Origin of the sequence: Actinomadura sp. NPDC048032, from assembly GCF_040653175.1 — a bacterium.
Taxonomy (GTDB): Bacteria; Actinomycetota; Actinomycetes; order Streptosporangiales; family Streptosporangiaceae; genus Spirillospora; species Spirillospora verrucosospora.
The window spans coordinates 1-13,369 of sequence record NZ_JBEZJP010000208.1 but is presented as its reverse complement, the minus strand read 5'-3'; the positions used below and the strand labels follow the sequence as shown (position 1 = coordinate 13,369).

The following is a 13,369-nucleotide window of genomic DNA, read 5'->3' as shown; positions in this document are numbered from 1 at the left end:
GTCTCCTCCCGGAACGTCACAGCTCGACGATGACGGCTCCCAGATGCCGTCCGCTGATCAGTTCGTGCAACGCCCGCGGGGCGTGCTCGATGCCCGCGACGCGCACGTGCGGGAAGGCGATGTCGCCGGACCGCAGCCAGGCGCCGAAGCGCTCGGCCCACTCCGGACGCTCCCCGGTGTCGTCCAGCCCGCCGAAACCGCGCATCTCGATGCGCTTGGCGATGAGCTGGAACGTGTCGACCTCGACCGGGGCCGTGGTGCCGGCGCGGTCCGGCGCGAGCTGCCCGGCCAGCGTCCCGACGAGGACGAACCGCGCACCGGGCCTGGCGACGGTGACCGCGGCCCGGAGCTGCTCGCCGCCGACGTTGTCCACGAGGACGTCGATGCCGCCGGGTGCGGCCTCCGCCAGCTGCTCGGCGATGGGCCGCCCGCCCCGGATCACGGCGGCGTCGTAGCCCAGCTCGGACACCAGGCGGGCGGCCTTGCCCGGCGAACCCGTGCTGCCGATCACCCGGGCCGCGCCGAGCAGCCGGGCGATCTGGCCGGCCAGCGAGCCGACCCCGCCCGCGGCGCCGGAGACGAACACGGTGTCGCCGGGACGGACGCGGGCGTCCCGGGTCAGCGCCGTGTACGCGACGTCCGCCTGGCCGAGGTGCGCGGCAGGGTCGGGCAGCGTGCCGTCGAGCGGCGTGCACTGGCCGGCGGGCACGACGGCGTACTCGCGCCAGCCCAGCCAGTGCCGGACCAGGTCGCCGGGACGGAGCCCGGTGCCGCCGGGCGCCGAGACGACCTCGCCGATCGCCGCCCCGAACAGGGGATCGCCCGGGTGCAGCGGCGGGAAGGGGGTGCCCTTCACGCCGCCGCCGATCAGGGTCCGCAGCGCCGGGAAGACCTGGAAGCAGCGGTTGCGGACCAGCACCTCCCCGTCGGCCGGCGCCGGCACGGGGACGTCCACGACGCTGAAATGCTCCGGCCCGGGCAGCCCGTCGGGAAGGGCGGCGAGCTGGACCACGCGCGAGGTGCGGGGCGAAGGCGGCATCGGGACACTCCTCAGGGACTGGAGTCCGGGATCAGGCCCGGACGCGGGCCAAGAAGCTAACCCTTGACCCGCGCGTCAGGGTCAAGCGTCCACCGGTCCCGGTTCGGCCGGGCGGCGCGGACGGGGCGGTGTCAGGACGCCGGCCGCGAGGGTCGCGACGGCGGCGGTGACGGCGGCGAGGACGAAGCCGTCCGTGAAGCCGTCGAGGGTGTCGCCGGTGAGGCTCGCGGCCGCGACGCTGGAGATGACGGCGGCCCCGACCGAGGCCCCGAACTCGTGGAACGTGCTGACGATCCCGGACGCGATGCCGGCCTCGTGCGGCGCGACCTGCCCGAGGGCCGTCGCGGAGGCGACGACGAACATCGCCCCGGTCCCCGCACCCGCGACCGCGGTGCCGATCACGACGGTCACGGGGTGGAGGGAGAAGGCGGGGAGGGCCATGCCCGCCGCGGTGGTGACGAGCCCGGCCACGGCGAGCCGCCGCGGACCCGCCGCGGCGATCAACCGGCCGGTGAGGTTGGCGCCGGTCATCGTCGCGACCGCGATGGGCAGGAACAGCAGGCCGGTGCGCAGCGCGCCGTAGTCCCGGGCGTGCTGGAAGTAGAACGTGCCGAGGAAGAACATCGCGATCATCAGGGCGGTCGCCATCACGATCAGGAACGTGCCGGTGGCGACCGGGCGGCGCACCAGCAGCGCGACGTCCATCATGGGCGACCGGGCGGTCTTCTGCCGGGCGGCGAACGCGAGGTAGCCCAGCACGGCGAGCAGCGCCGGCCACCCGGTGCCGGGGCTGAGCCAGCCGTCGTCCCCGGCGCGGATGAACGCGTAGATCAGCGCGCCGGACGCGGCGGTGACGAGCAGCGCGCCGAGGACGTCGAGGCGGGGGCGGGGCGCGGCCGGACGGTGGCGCGGCAGCATCCGGGCGAGCGCGGCGAAGATCACCAGTCCGATGGGGACGTTGACGAAGAACACCCAGGGCCAGCCGGGACCGGCGGTCAGCGCTCCTCCCAGCAGGACGCCGAGGGCGGCCCCGCCGCCGCCCAGCGCGGACCAGACGCCGAGCGCCTTGTTCCGCTCGTCGTCCTGGAACAGGGTGACGACGAGGGAGAGGGCCGACGGCGACAGCATCGCCGCCCCCACGCCCTGGGCCACGCGCCCGCCCAGCAGCAGGGCGGACGACCCGGCCAGGCCGGTGACGAGCGACGCGGCCGTGAAGACCAGCAGTCCGGCCAGGACGACGCGCCGGGCCCCGAACAGGTCGGCCGCCCGCCCTCCGAGCAGCATGAGGCCGCCGAACGCCAGGGTGTAGGCGCTGACCGTCCAGGTCACGGCCTGGCGGCCGAGGTCCAGGTCGGCCTCCATGTGCGGCAGCGCGATCGCGACGACCGTCACGTCGAGGATCAACATCAGCTGGGCCACGCCGAGGAATCCCAGGACGCGCCAGCGCAGCGGATGGGGCGGCGCGGCCGGGGGGTGGACGTCTTCTGCCATGACGACTCCTTAACTCGTACAGCTTCATACGAGATATAGCAGAATAACGCGTACGGCGACATACGAGTTAAGATGCGGCATGCCCTCCGCCACCACCGGCCGGCGCCGGCGCGCCGACGCCGAGCGCAACATCGCCCGCATCGTGTCCGCGGCGCGCGAGTGCCTGAGCACGGACCCGGGCGCGAGCACCGACGACATCGCCAAGACGGCCGGGGTCGGGCGGATGACGCTCTACGGCCACTTCCGCAACCGGGCCGAACTGGTGGAGGCCGCCCTGGTCGACGCCCTGCGCGCGGGGGACGCGGTGCTGTCGGACGTCGACCTGTCCGGCGACCCGCGGGAGGCGCTCGCGCGGCTGGTGGAGTCGAGTTGGTCCCTCGTGGCCGAGTCGAGGGCGCTGCTGGCGGCGGCGCAGGAGGCCCTCCCGGCGGGACGCGTCCGCGAACTGCACGCCGATCCCGCGGAGCGCGTCGAGGCCATCGTCCGCCGGGGCCAGGAGGAAGGGGTGTTCCGCACCGACCTGCCGATCACCTGGCTGGTCAACGTCGTGCAGTACGTCCTGCACGGAGCCGCCGAGGAGACCCGCGCCGAGCGCCTGGACGCGGAGGAGACGGGCCGTGTCGTGGCCGCGACGGTGCGGTCGATCCTGGCCGGATGACCGCGCGGCGCCCTCGCCCTGCGCGGGGAGGGGCGACCGTCCTGACGGCCGCCCCTCCCCGCGCGGCGCGTCACCGCGTTCCGACGAACTGGTGGTCGGTGCGGACGCGGCCGTCCTCGTCCAGGTAGAGGACGTCCAGCCCGCCGCCGACGGCCTCGCCGCCGTCGACGGTCACCATCGACCAGCGGACCGCGACCACGTGCGGCAGGAGGACGGAGGGCTCCTCGGCGATCTCGAAGACGTGCTCGCCCGGCGCGACGAACATCTCGTAGGCCCTGGCGACCCGGGCGTCCAGGGCGTGGTGGCCGTGGACCTCCAGGGGCGGCGCGGGCACGGCGAGCGCCGCGGCGGCGTCCCGGACCTCCTCCGGCGGGTTGACCAGCACGTGGAGCGCGTCAGGCGCCCACAGCTCGCGGATCAGCGCGCTCCGCGCCGCGGGGTCGGGCTCGTTCCACTGGGCCAGGTAACGGTCGGCAATCTGCTTCACATCGATCGGCATGTCCGGCAGTCTGCGAGCCGCGGGTGCGACTCCGCGATTCCCTCCGGGGAATGGCGACGCCGCGAACGTCCGGTTTGAATGGGGGCATGACAAAGGTGGCGGAGCCCGGGCAGTTCGCCCGCGACCTGCGCGGCTGGCGGGCGCGGCGCCGCCTCAGCCAGCTCGAACTGGCCATCAGGGCCGACACGACGCAGCGTCATCTGAGCTTTCTCGAACAGGGGCGCTCCCGGCCGGGCCGCGCCATGGTGGTGCGGCTCGCCGAGTCCCTGGAGCTGCCGCTGCGGGAGCGCAACGGGCTCCTGCTCGCCGCCGGATACGCACCGGTCTACACCGAGTCGCGCCTGGACGCCCCCGAGCTGGGCCCGGTGCGCGAGGCCCTCGACCGCATCCTCGCCGGTCACATGCCCTACCCGGCGGTCGTCGTCCGGCCGCACGGCGAACTCGTCGCCGCCAACCCGGCGCTCGGCGTCCTCGTCGAGGGCGCCGCGCCCGCGCTGCTGGAACCGCCGGTCAACGTGCTCCGCCTCGCCCTGCACCCGGACGGGATGGCCCGCCGTGTCGAGAACCTCGCCGAATGGGGGCGGCACATCACCGGCAGCCTCCGCGACCAGGCGCGGCAGGCTCCCGATCCGGGCCTGTCGGAGCTCATCGACGAGCTGGACGGCTACCTGCCCCCGGTGGAGTCGCCGGGCGAGCACCTGGGGTTCGCCGTCCCGCTCCGGCTGCGGGTCCCCGGCGGGGAGCTGCGCCTGATCACCACGCTCACCTCGTTCGCGACCGCCGTGGACGTCACGCTCTCCGAGCTTCGTCTCGAAGCGTTCCTGCCCGCCGACGAGGCCACGGCGGCCCTCCTCCGCCGGCGGGGGTGACGTGTCAGCGCGACGGCCGGCGCCGCGGGCGGGCAGGATGGCGGGGTGAACGAACTCGAAGAAGGCACCCGGCTCACCCTGGACTTCGACAAGCTGGCGGGCGTCGCGGCGACCGGGGCGCGGGTCGTCCCGGTGGTCCTCCAGGACGCGGGCAGCGGCGACGTCCTGTTCATCGGATACGCGAACGACCAGGCCCTCAAGGCCACGCTGGAGGAGCGGATCGCGGTCCTGTGGTCGACGTCCCGCAACGAGCTGTGGCGCAAGGGCGCGACCTCGGGCGACGTCCTCCAGCTGGTCGACGTCCGCGTGAACTGCGAGCAGAACTCCCTGCTCTACCTCGTCAACCGCACCACCGGCGGCGCCTGCCACACGAACCTTCCGTCCGGGGAGGCCCGGCCCACCTGCTACTACCGCTCCGTCGGCGACGGCGGAGAGCTGCGCCACCTCCTGCAGTGACGGGACGGCCGGGCGACCGGCCCCGGGCGATCGCCGGGGGCCGGACGGCCCGCGCCGCCGGTCAGGCGCGCTTCGGCGTGTAGTGCATGACGGCGATGCCGCAGTCGAACAGGCGCGACTCCACGAGGTCGAGCCGCTGGTAGCCGCCCTCCGGGAACACCGGCATGCCCGTGCCGATCGCGGTCGGGTTGACGAACAGGTAGAGGTCGTCGAGCAGGCCCCGGGCGATCAGGTCCCGGACCAGCGTGCCGCCCCCGTAGGCGATCAGGTCGCCGCCGGGGCGGGCCTTCAGCCCGTTCACGATCTCGGTGAGGTCGCCGCCCGCGATCTCGGCGTTCTTCCAGGGCGACGCGGTGAGGCTGTCGGAGATGACGACCTTGGGCGTGTCGTTCATCTGGTCGATGGCCTCCTGCGTCTCGCCCTCCGGCCCCGACTCCCAGGCCGGGATGAACCCCTCGGCGAGCTTGCGGCCCAGCACGATGCAGTCGACCGGCCGCATCAGCGCGTCGATGTACCGGCTGATGTCGTCGGTCCAGGGGAACCGCATCCAGTCCATCTCGCCGTTCGGGCCGGCCATGTAGCCGTCCGCGCTGACCTGCACCTGAAGCTTGAACTTACGCATGATCTCCCCCTCGGGTCCGGCTTCACCGTCGTCGTTTCCTGTGCTCGCAGCTTCGCGGACACCGTTTACGGGATCTTTACGGCGCCTCGGAAGGCCGTGGCGGCGGGCGGCGGCAGGAGGACCGGATGCGGTCACCGGGTGGAGGGACGTCCGGCCGCCTGCCACCGTGATGACGGTTGCGCCCTGCCCGACCGGCCGGGGCCGTGGGCGGAGGGCGAGGATGCGGCGACCGATCGCGGCGGCGCTGGCGGCCCTCCTGCTGACCGGCGGGTGCGCCGGACGCGATTCGGCGTCCATCCTCGACGAGGAGACGCTGACCGCGGGCGTGCGCCCGGACCTGCCGGGTATCGGTTTCCGGCGCCCGGACGGCGCGTTCGAGGGCCTGGACGTGGACGTGTCCCGCTACCTCGCCGTGCGGATGGGGAAGAAGGTCCGCTTCGTCCCCGCGCTGGCGAGGGACCGGGAACGGCTGCTCCGCGACGGGGACGTCGACATGGTCCTGACATTCTGGATCGAACCGGAATGGAAGCAGCGGCTCGCCTTCGCGGGCCCGTACCTCCTGTCGTACCAGGACATCCTGGTCCGCGCCGGCGAGCGCGGCGTGCACGGCGTCCGCGACCTGAAAGGGCGCCGGATCTGCGCCGTCACCGGCTCGGGCGCGGCCGAGGCGGTGACGGTCGAGCGGCAGGTGCCGGCCGTGCCGGTGGCCGCGCGCTCCTACGACGAGTGCATGGGCATGCTGGCGGGCGGCCGCATCGACGCCATCACCACGAACGACACCATCCTGGCCGGGCTGAGGGCGCGGTGGGGCGCCGGGTTCCGGCTGCTGAACGCCCGGTTCGGCGAGCGGCGGACGGGCATCGCCGTCCGGCGGGGCGATCCCGACGGCTGCGAGGCGCTCAACAGGGCCATCACCCGGATGTACCAGGACGGGACGATGGCGGCGATCATGCACAGGTGGTTCGGCTCGTCGGGCCTGGACCTGTCCGACGTGCGGGTGCCTCAGTTCGAGGGCTGCCTCTGACCGCCGCTCACCGGCCGCCGTCGCCGCCGCCGACGAGGGGGGCGTCGGTCCGGGAGCCGCCGTGGTTTCCGCCCTGCGGGGCGTCGCCGGCGCCCTCGTTGCCCAGGGTGCCGTTCTTCTTGTTCGGGTTGCTCGTCCTGATCGGGGCGGTCGGGCGGGTCGTGCCGTTGTTGCTCCCCGGACCGCGGGGAGGCGTCGGCTTCATCTTCGTGCCCGTGGTCTTCTTCTGCAGGCCGGGCGCGGACGTCTTGCCGGTCTCGCCCTCGCCCTCGGCCCTGCCCTGCTCCCGGGAGGGCCTGGGCGACGGCTCGGTGCCGGGGCGTTGCGAGGGGCGGGACCCGGGACCGCCGCCCGGCTCGCGGGTCTTGCGCTCGTGAGGCGTCGACGAGGGCCCGGGTGCCGCCTCCTGACCGGGGAAGTTCCCGGTCGCGAAGGCCACGCCGCCGGACAGCAGGATCGAGCCGCCCACCACCGCGATGACCTTGACGGTCAGGAACCGGCGCAGGGCCGCGGCCCGGGAGCGGCGGGCCGGCCGGGGGGCGGCCAGGAAGGCGGCGACGGCGGCGTCCTCTCCCGCGAGCTCGCCGGGGCGGGCCGGCGCGGAGGCCGCCGCGAGCAGTTCGCGCAGCTCGGCGTGGCCGCCGGCGCCGTCGAGCAGCCGCTCGGCGGCGCGCGGGTCCAGCCGTCCGGGCTCGGTGTCGTCGCTCATATCACCCCTTCAGCGCCGCTGCCGCCGCTTCTGTCACCCTGGACGAGGGGGCGGGAGCCCGGCGCGCCGTCGGCGGCGTCCGCGCGGGACGCCGGCAGCCGCTCGGCGAGCCGCCGCAGGCCCCGGTAGGCCGCGGTCCGCACGGCGCCCGCGCGCTTGCCGAGCACCTTGCCCGCCGTCTTGGCGTCCAGGCCCACGACGACGCGCAGCAGCACCGCCTCGGCCTGGTCCCGGGGCAGGTCGGCGATCAGCCGGAGCGCCCGCTCGGTGGCGAGGCCGTCCATGGCGTCCAGCTCGGTGTCGGCATCGGCGGCCATCGCGACCAGCTCCTCGACCGGGAGGTCGGAGCCGGGGCGGCGGGACTTGCGGCGCAGGTGGTCCAGCGCCCGGTGCCGGGTGATCGTCGCGGTCCAGCCGCGGAATCCGTCGAGGTCGCCGCGGAACGTCGGGAGGTCGCGGGCGATCTGCAGCCACGCCTCCGACGTCACGTCCTCCGCGTCCGCGCCGACGATGGCCCCGGCGAACCGGATCAGGCGGGGCTGCACGTCGCGGTAGAGCATGCGGAAGGACTCCTCGTCGCCGTCCTGCGCCGCCCGCAGAGCCCGGCCGAGCTCGTCCTCGTCCACCGCGCCATTGTGCAGGCATTCCCGTTGTGGTGTGACACGTACGCGCGGGTTCGCGCTGATGGAGTGAAAACCCCTCCCGCCCGGCCGCCCCGGCCCCCTCGCACGAGATGACGGACGAAGATGATCGGCAATGCCTCGCACGACCGGGACGAACTGCTTGTCACCGGCATAGCGCCGGTCGCTCCGCCGCCGCCCCGGCCTCTCGCGGAGCCCGTTCCGCTGGAAGAGGCCGAGGCGATGCCCGTCTTCGTCGACGCGACCGGGTGGCGGGCGCGGCTCGGACGCCGGCTGGGCCTGCTCGTCGGCGCGGTGCTGGTGGTGTTCCTGGGCGCGCTCGGCCTCGGCCTGACCACGGGCGCCGACGTTCCGCTGACGCCGTGGAGCGAGCCGTCCGCCCAGCCGCGGGCGAAGGTGAACCGCCCGAGCGTCCCGGCGGGGAAGGCGGGTGAGCGGGCTCCTGCCGCGCGTCCGCTGCCCACCGGACCGGGCGCCCGGTCCCCGCGCACGCCGGCGGTGCCCGCCGGGCCCGGGGCGTCGGCGGCTCCCGCGCCGTCCGGGGCGCCCGCGGCGCCGTCGGCTCCCGCGGCTCCGCCGGCGGCGACGGCGACGAGCACCACCACGAGCGCGCCGGGCAGGTCGCAGGCGACGCCCCCCGCGTGGGGCCACAAGAAGAAGAACGGCTGACATGGGGCGCGGGGAACCGCGGGGGCACTGGATCCTGCTCTCGCTCGGCGGCCTGGTGCTGGCCGTCCTCCTGCTGATGGACGGCTTCGCGGGCGGCACGGTCGGCGAGGCCCCGCGGGCCGATCCGGGGCATTCCGGGGCGGTTCCGTCACGGGTGACCGAGGGCGGTCCCGTCGTCAACCTTTCCGGCGGCGTCCCGAAGAGCCGCCGCATGCCCCCGAAGACGATCGCGCTGACGTTCGACGACGGGCCCGACCCCGAGTGGACGCCGCGGATCCTGGACGTCCTGCGCCGCCACGACGCGCACGCCACGTTCTTCACCGTCGGCTCGCACGTGGCCCGCGAGCCGGCGCTGACCCGCCGCATCCTCCGCGAGGGCCACGAGATCGGCTCGCACACCTACACGCACGCCGACCTCGCCGCCGCGCCGCGCTGGCGGGCGCGCCTGGAGATGGACCTCACCCAACGCGCGCTGGCGGGCGCGGCGGGCGTCCACACCAGGCTGATGCGGATGCCGTACTCCTCCCGCCCGGACGGCCTGACCGCGCCCGAGTGGCGCGCGGCCGAACGGGCGGGAGGGGACGGCTACATCGTCGTCCTCACCGACCGCGACACCGAGGACTGGTCGCGTCCCGGAACCGAGACGATCGTCCAGCGGGCGCTGGCGGCGGGGGCGCGCGGCGAGGGCGCCGTCGTGATGCTGCACGACTCGGGCGGCGACCGGTCCGAGACGGTCGCGGCGGTCGGGCGGATCCTCGACCGGCTCCAGCCGCAGGGCTACCGCTTCACCACGCTCGCGCGGGCACTGGACATGCCGCGCGCCGAGGTCGCGGTGCCCGCGCGCGAGCGGGCCGTCGGCTGGACGCTGGTGACCGCCCAGCGCGCCGCGTCCGGGCTGACCGGCGGCATGAGCGCGGTCTTCGGGGTCGCGGGCCTGCTCTGCGTGCTGCGCCTCGTGGCGCTGCTGGTGTTCGCGCACGTCCACATGCGCCGGGTGCGGCGGCCCGTGGGCCGGCGGCGCAGGCCGACCGGGCCGCCTCCGCCGCCCGGCGGGCTGCCGCCGGACCCGTTCCCGCCCGTCTCCGTGGTCGTGCCGGCCTACAACGAGGAGGCCGGCATCGCGGCGACGGTGACCACGCTGCTGAACACCGACTATCCGGGCACCGTCGAGGTGATCGTGGTGGACGACGGGTCGACCGACGGCACGGCCGCGATCGTCGAGTCCCTGCGCCTGCCCGGGGTGCGGCTCCTCCGCAAGCCGAACGGGGGCAAGCCGAGCGCGCTCAACGCGGGCGTCGCCGCGGCGCGGTCGGAGATCCTCGTGCTGGTGGACGGCGACACCGTCTTCCAGCGCGACACCCTCCGGCACCTGATCGCGCCCTTCGCGGACCCGGAGGTGGGCGCGGTCAGCGGCAACACCAAGGTCGCCAACCGGGGCGGCCTCCTCGGCCGCTGGCAGCACATCGAGTACGTCATCGGCTTCAACCTCGACCGGCGGATGTTCGACCTCCTGCAGTGCATGCCGACCGTGCCGGGCGCGATCGGGGGGTTCCGGCGCTCCGTCCTCGCCGAGGTGGGCGGGGTCCCGGGCGACACGCTCGCCGAGGACACCGACCTCACCATGGCGATCTGCCGCACGGGGCGGCGCGTGGTCTACGAGGAGAAGGCCCTGGCCTGGACGGAGGCGCCGGCGTCGCTGCGGCAGCTGTGGAGGCAGCGGTACCGCTGGTGCTACGGGACGATGCAGGCGATGTGGAAGCACCGGCGCTCCGTCGTCGACCGCGGCGGCTCGGGGCGGTTCGGCCGCCGCTGCCTGCCCTACCTGACGGTGTTCCAGGTGCTGCTGCCCCTGTTCGCCCCGGCCATCGACCTGTTCGCGGTGTTCGGGCTGATCTTCCTCGACCCGCTGGTCCCGGTCGTCTCCTGGACGCTCTTCGTCGCCGCGCAGGCCGCCGCCGGCGCCTACGCCCTGTGGCTGGACGGCGAGTCCGTCCGCCCGCTGTGGGCGCTGCCGCTCCAGCAGTTCGTCTACCGGCAGCTCATGTACCTGGTCGTGGTGCAGTCCGTGGTGACCGCGCTGCTGGGGGCCCGCCTGCGCTGGCACACCATCCGCCGGACCGGGACCTTCGCGGATCTCGGAAGCCGGGAACAATCCCCGGGGCCCGTCGGTTACACATGACAGCCGGTGTGCCTGGTGTCCCCGGGCCTCACCTTTCGCCTTCACGGAATACCGTTCGGCTGGAGCCGTGTTGTGCCTTTCGCCGAGAGGCGACCCGCACACCGGTGCAAGACCAGGGCCCCGCCGGGTCGCACGACCCGGCGGGGCCTGGTCGTGTCTGCGGCAGACTGGCGCCATGAGTCTCGCCGCGCACCTGGAGGAACTCGGCCGCCCGCTGGTGGACGAGCAGCTCCAGCACCCCACCGTGAAGGGCATCGCCCAAGGCAACCTCGACGAGGCCGTGTTCCGCTCCTGGCTGGAGCAGGACTACCTCTTCCTGCACGACTACGTGCGGGTGTTCTCACGCCTCGCGTGGCAGGCCCCCGACGCCCACCTCGGCGACCTGGTCGACCTGGCCCACGCCACCTTCCACGATGAGCTCGACCTGCACCGCTCCCTCTCCGCGAGCTTCGCCGCCGACCTCGACGGCGCCCGGAAAGGGCCCGCGTGCGCCGCCTACACGTCCTTCCTGCTGGAGAGCGCCGCCGTGTACGGCGACGGCCTCGCGGCCCTGTACCCCTGCATGTGGGGCTACTCCACGCTCGGGCGGATCCTCGCCGAGAACCCGCCGGCCGAGCCCCGCTACCGCCGCTGGGTCGACACCTACGCCGACCCCGGCTTCGCGGACCTCGCCGCCCGCATCGCCCAGATGATCGACGAGGCGGACCCCGACCCCGCGACCGCGGAACGCCTCTTCATGGAGGGCATGCGGCACGAAGTGGCCTTCTGGTCCGTGGAGTCCTGAGCCGTCACACGCGGGCGAGCGGGGGATAGTCGACTTAGCCCTCGGCGTGGCCTCCGTAGACGAGCTCCTCCACGGCGCCGGCAAGCGGAGCCGACGCCGCGAACCGCGCGGGGAGGTCGGGGTTGGAGATGAAGAGGCGGCCGTAGGAGAAGACGTCGGCCAGGCCCGCCGCGACGACCTCCTCGCCGGCGCGCCGGGACGTCGGCTCGGGGCCGTTGAAGTTCCCGATCAGCGTGCCCGACCAGCGGGGCCGCAGGTCGGCCAGTGCCCCGTACGCGCCGCGCTCGATGACGTGCAGGTAGGCCAGGCCGAGGGGGTCGAGGGCGTCCACGAGGGCGCGGTAGGTGCCCCGCGGGTCCTCCTCGGCGATCTCGTTCTCCGGGTTGCCGGGGGAGACGCGCAGCCCGACCCGCTCCGGCCCGACCGCGTCCGCGACGGCGCGCACGACGTCGAGCGCGAAGCGCAGCCGGCCCTCGCGGGAGCCGCCGAACCGGTCGGTGCGCCGGTTGGTGTTCTCGGCCAGGAACTGCTGGACGAGGTAGCCGTTCGCGCCGTGCACCTCGACGCCGTCGAACCCGGCCCGGACGGCGTTGCGCGCTTCGGCCGCGAACGCGGCGATCGTCTCCTCGACCTCGGCGGTCGTCAGGGCGCGCGGCGTGACGTGGGGGACGTTCCCCTCCCTGGTGTGGATGCCCGCGGACCGGATGCGCACCGCCGAGGGCGCCACGGGGGCCGCGCCGCCCGGAAGGATGAGCGGATGGGACATCCGGCCCACGTGCCAGAGCTGGGCGAAGATCGTTCCGCCCTCCCGGTGCACGGCGTCCGTCACCTCGCGCCACCCGGCGACCTGCTCCTCCGTCACCAGGCCGGGGATGCCGGGCCCGCCCTTGCCGAGCGGGTGCGGCCAGATCCCCTCGGTGACGATCAGCCCCGCGGTCGCGCGCTGGGCGTAGTACTCCGCGGTCAGCGGGTGGGGGACGCCGGTCGCGTCGTCGGCGCGGCCCCGCGTCATCGGCGCCATCGCGATCCGGTTGCGCAGCCTGAGGCGGGGGCCTTCGTACGGGGCGAGCAGGGGGCTGGTCATCGTCCTGTCCCTCCGGTCGGGCGCCGGGCACTTTCATGCATCTGCATGAGTTGTATGTACATGCACATGTTGGCATCGCGGGTAAACTGGCGTCAAGAGAAAGTGGGGTGCGCGATGAGCGCTGGCACCGAGGCCATGGCGGACGGCACGCTGTGGGACGGCATCGTCGTGCTTCACGGACGGGTCGAGCACCGGCTCGCCAAGGCACTCCAGCGCCGCCACGGGATCGGCCTGTCGGAGTACCGCGCGCTGTGCCACCTCGCCCGCGCCGAGGACGGTGAGCTGCGCATGCAGGAGCTCGCCGACCTGATCGGCCTCAACCAGAGCTCGGTCAGCCGCCTGGTCGCGCGCCTGGAGTCCGCCGGCCTCACCCGCCGCGCGATGTGCCCCAAGGACCGCCGCGGCGTCTACACCGTCATCACCGACGAGGGCCGCGCCGTCCAGGACAAGGCCGCCCCCACCTACGCCGAGACCCTCACCGAGTCCCTGGACGAGGCCGCCGCCGACCCGGCCCTCGCCCCGTTCCTCACTCGCCTGCGCCCCTGACAAAGCGCGACGCCCCGGCACCGAGCCCGAAGACCCGGCAGGTCGTCATCCCCTGCGCCATCGCGGGGGTCGCCACGTTCGCCGCCACGATGATCACCC

At 74.4% G+C, this 13,369-nt stretch carries 15 protein-coding genes; 8 read left to right on the top strand and 7 right to left on the bottom strand.

The genetic code is table 11. The features are described 5' to 3' along the window. Positions 1–16: 16 nt before the first annotated feature. On the bottom strand, positions 17–1,039 hold the full coding sequence (locus AB0C69_RS24810) for an NADP-dependent oxidoreductase (protein ID WP_360357436.1): 1,023 nt from the start codon (positions 1,037–1,039) through the stop codon (positions 17–19). Positions 1,040–1,120: 81 nt separating this feature from the next. Continuing rightward, positions 1,121–2,530, bottom strand: coding sequence for an MFS transporter (locus AB0C69_RS24805; protein ID WP_360357434.1), 1,410 nt, complete (start codon positions 2,528–2,530; stop codon positions 1,121–1,123). A gap of 79 nt (positions 2,531–2,609) precedes the next feature. On the opposite strand from AB0C69_RS24805, the gene AB0C69_RS24800 reads away from it, so the two are divergent. After that, the gene (locus AB0C69_RS24800) at positions 2,610–3,188 is read left to right on the top strand and encodes a TetR/AcrR family transcriptional regulator (RefSeq protein ID WP_360357431.1); all 579 of its coding nucleotides are present in this window, start codon (positions 2,610–2,612) and stop codon (positions 3,186–3,188) included. A gap of 70 nt (positions 3,189–3,258) precedes the next feature. On the opposite strand, the gene AB0C69_RS24795 is transcribed toward AB0C69_RS24800, so the two are convergent. Next, the gene (locus AB0C69_RS24795; protein WP_360357429.1) at positions 3,259–3,687 is read right to left on the bottom strand and encodes a hypothetical protein; all 429 of its coding nucleotides are present in this window, start codon (positions 3,685–3,687) and stop codon (positions 3,259–3,261) included. Positions 3,688–3,773: 86 nt separating this feature from the next. On the opposite strand from AB0C69_RS24795, the gene AB0C69_RS24790 reads away from it, so the two are divergent. Further along, entirely contained in the window at positions 3,774–4,556 is a 783-nt protein-coding gene (locus AB0C69_RS24790; protein WP_360357426.1) for a helix-turn-helix transcriptional regulator, read from the top strand. Between the two features lie 45 nt (positions 4,557–4,601). Then, positions 4,602–5,012, top strand: a complete 411-nt coding sequence (locus AB0C69_RS24785; protein ID WP_345171708.1) for a phosphoribosyl-AMP cyclohydrolase — start codon at positions 4,602–4,604, stop codon at positions 5,010–5,012. Between the two features lie 61 nt (positions 5,013–5,073). Here the strand turns inward: AB0C69_RS24785 and AB0C69_RS24780 are convergent, their stop codons facing one another. Continuing rightward, positions 5,074–5,634 (bottom strand): dihydrofolate reductase family protein, encoded by a 561-nt coding sequence (locus AB0C69_RS24780; RefSeq protein ID WP_360357423.1) that lies wholly within the window; start codon positions 5,632–5,634, stop codon positions 5,074–5,076. Positions 5,635–5,854: 220 nt separating this feature from the next. Between AB0C69_RS24780 and AB0C69_RS24775 the strand changes: the two genes are divergently transcribed. After that, positions 5,855–6,658, top strand: a complete 804-nt coding sequence (locus tag AB0C69_RS24775; RefSeq protein WP_360357420.1) for a transporter substrate-binding domain-containing protein — start codon at positions 5,855–5,857, stop codon at positions 6,656–6,658. Positions 6,659–6,665: 7 nt separating this feature from the next. Here AB0C69_RS24775 and AB0C69_RS24770 read toward each other — a convergent pair whose 3' ends face one another. Both AB0C69_RS24770 and AB0C69_RS24765 read right to left on the bottom strand, forming a co-directional pair. Beyond that, positions 6,666–7,367 carry a hypothetical protein gene (locus tag AB0C69_RS24770; RefSeq protein ID WP_360357418.1) on the bottom strand — a complete coding sequence of 234 codons (702 nt, stop codon included), beginning with the start codon at positions 7,365–7,367 and terminating at the stop codon, positions 6,666–6,668. Then, on the bottom strand, positions 7,364–7,993 hold the full coding sequence (locus tag AB0C69_RS24765) for an RNA polymerase sigma factor (RefSeq protein WP_360357416.1): 630 nt from the start codon (positions 7,991–7,993) through the stop codon (positions 7,364–7,366). Before AB0C69_RS24765 ends, AB0C69_RS24770 begins: the two co-directional genes overlap by 4 nt. 120 nt (positions 7,994–8,113) lie before the next feature. Between AB0C69_RS24765 and AB0C69_RS24760 the strand changes: the two genes are divergently transcribed. The 3 genes from AB0C69_RS24760 (at position 8,114) to AB0C69_RS24750 (ending at position 11,640) form a co-directional block, all read left to right on the top strand. Continuing rightward, complete coding sequence (locus AB0C69_RS24760; RefSeq protein WP_360357414.1) at positions 8,114–8,677, top strand: hypothetical protein; 564 nt, start codon at positions 8,114–8,116, stop codon at positions 8,675–8,677. A gap of 1 nt (position 8,678) precedes the next feature. Beyond that, a complete protein-coding gene (locus AB0C69_RS24755) occupies positions 8,679–10,856 on the top strand; it encodes a glycosyltransferase (RefSeq protein WP_360357411.1) in 2,178 nt (725 codons plus the stop codon). 175 nt (positions 10,857–11,031) lie between these two features. Then, the gene (locus AB0C69_RS24750) at positions 11,032–11,640 is read left to right on the top strand and encodes a transcriptional regulator (RefSeq protein WP_353833401.1); all 609 of its coding nucleotides are present in this window, start codon (positions 11,032–11,034) and stop codon (positions 11,638–11,640) included. Between the two features lie 34 nt (positions 11,641–11,674). On the opposite strand, the gene AB0C69_RS24745 is transcribed toward AB0C69_RS24750, so the two are convergent. Next, on the bottom strand, positions 11,675–12,724 hold the full coding sequence (locus AB0C69_RS24745; RefSeq protein ID WP_360357408.1) for an alkene reductase: 1,050 nt from the start codon (positions 12,722–12,724) through the stop codon (positions 11,675–11,677). A gap of 114 nt (positions 12,725–12,838) precedes the next feature. On the opposite strand from AB0C69_RS24745, the gene AB0C69_RS24740 reads away from it, so the two are divergent. Next, a complete protein-coding gene (locus tag AB0C69_RS24740) occupies positions 12,839–13,270 on the top strand; it encodes a MarR family transcriptional regulator (protein ID WP_345171690.1) in 432 nt (143 codons plus the stop codon). Positions 13,271–13,369 lie beyond the last annotated feature (99 nt).

Coding starts and splice junctions, on each gene's coding strand:
- AB0C69_RS24810 (WP_360357436.1), bottom strand. CDS start 1,039: ATGCCGCCTTCGCCCCGCACCTCGCGCGTGGTCCAGCTCGCCGCCCTT.
- AB0C69_RS24805 (WP_360357434.1), bottom strand. CDS start 2,530: ATGGCAGAAGACGTCCACCCCCCGGCCGCGCCGCCCCATCCGCTGCGC.
- AB0C69_RS24800 (WP_360357431.1), top strand. CDS start 2,610: ATGCCCTCCGCCACCACCGGCCGGCGCCGGCGCGCCGACGCCGAGCGC.
- AB0C69_RS24795 (WP_360357429.1), bottom strand. CDS start 3,687: ATGCCGATCGATGTGAAGCAGATTGCCGACCGTTACCTGGCCCAGTGG.
- AB0C69_RS24790 (WP_360357426.1), top strand. CDS start 3,774: ATGACAAAGGTGGCGGAGCCCGGGCAGTTCGCCCGCGACCTGCGCGGC.
- AB0C69_RS24780 (WP_360357423.1), bottom strand. CDS start 5,634: ATGCGTAAGTTCAAGCTTCAGGTGCAGGTCAGCGCGGACGGCTACATG.
- AB0C69_RS24775 (WP_360357420.1), top strand. CDS start 5,855: ATGCGGCGACCGATCGCGGCGGCGCTGGCGGCCCTCCTGCTGACCGGC.
- AB0C69_RS24770 (WP_360357418.1), bottom strand. CDS start 7,367: ATGAGCGACGACACCGAGCCCGGACGGCTGGACCCGCGCGCCGCCGAG.
- AB0C69_RS24760 (WP_360357414.1), top strand. CDS start 8,114: ATGATCGGCAATGCCTCGCACGACCGGGACGAACTGCTTGTCACCGGC.
- AB0C69_RS24755 (WP_360357411.1), top strand. CDS start 8,679: ATGGGGCGCGGGGAACCGCGGGGGCACTGGATCCTGCTCTCGCTCGGC.
- AB0C69_RS24750 (WP_353833401.1), top strand. CDS start 11,032: ATGAGTCTCGCCGCGCACCTGGAGGAACTCGGCCGCCCGCTGGTGGAC.
- AB0C69_RS24745 (WP_360357408.1), bottom strand. CDS start 12,724: ATGACCAGCCCCCTGCTCGCCCCGTACGAAGGCCCCCGCCTCAGGCTG.
- AB0C69_RS24740 (WP_345171690.1), top strand. CDS start 12,839: ATGAGCGCTGGCACCGAGGCCATGGCGGACGGCACGCTGTGGGACGGC.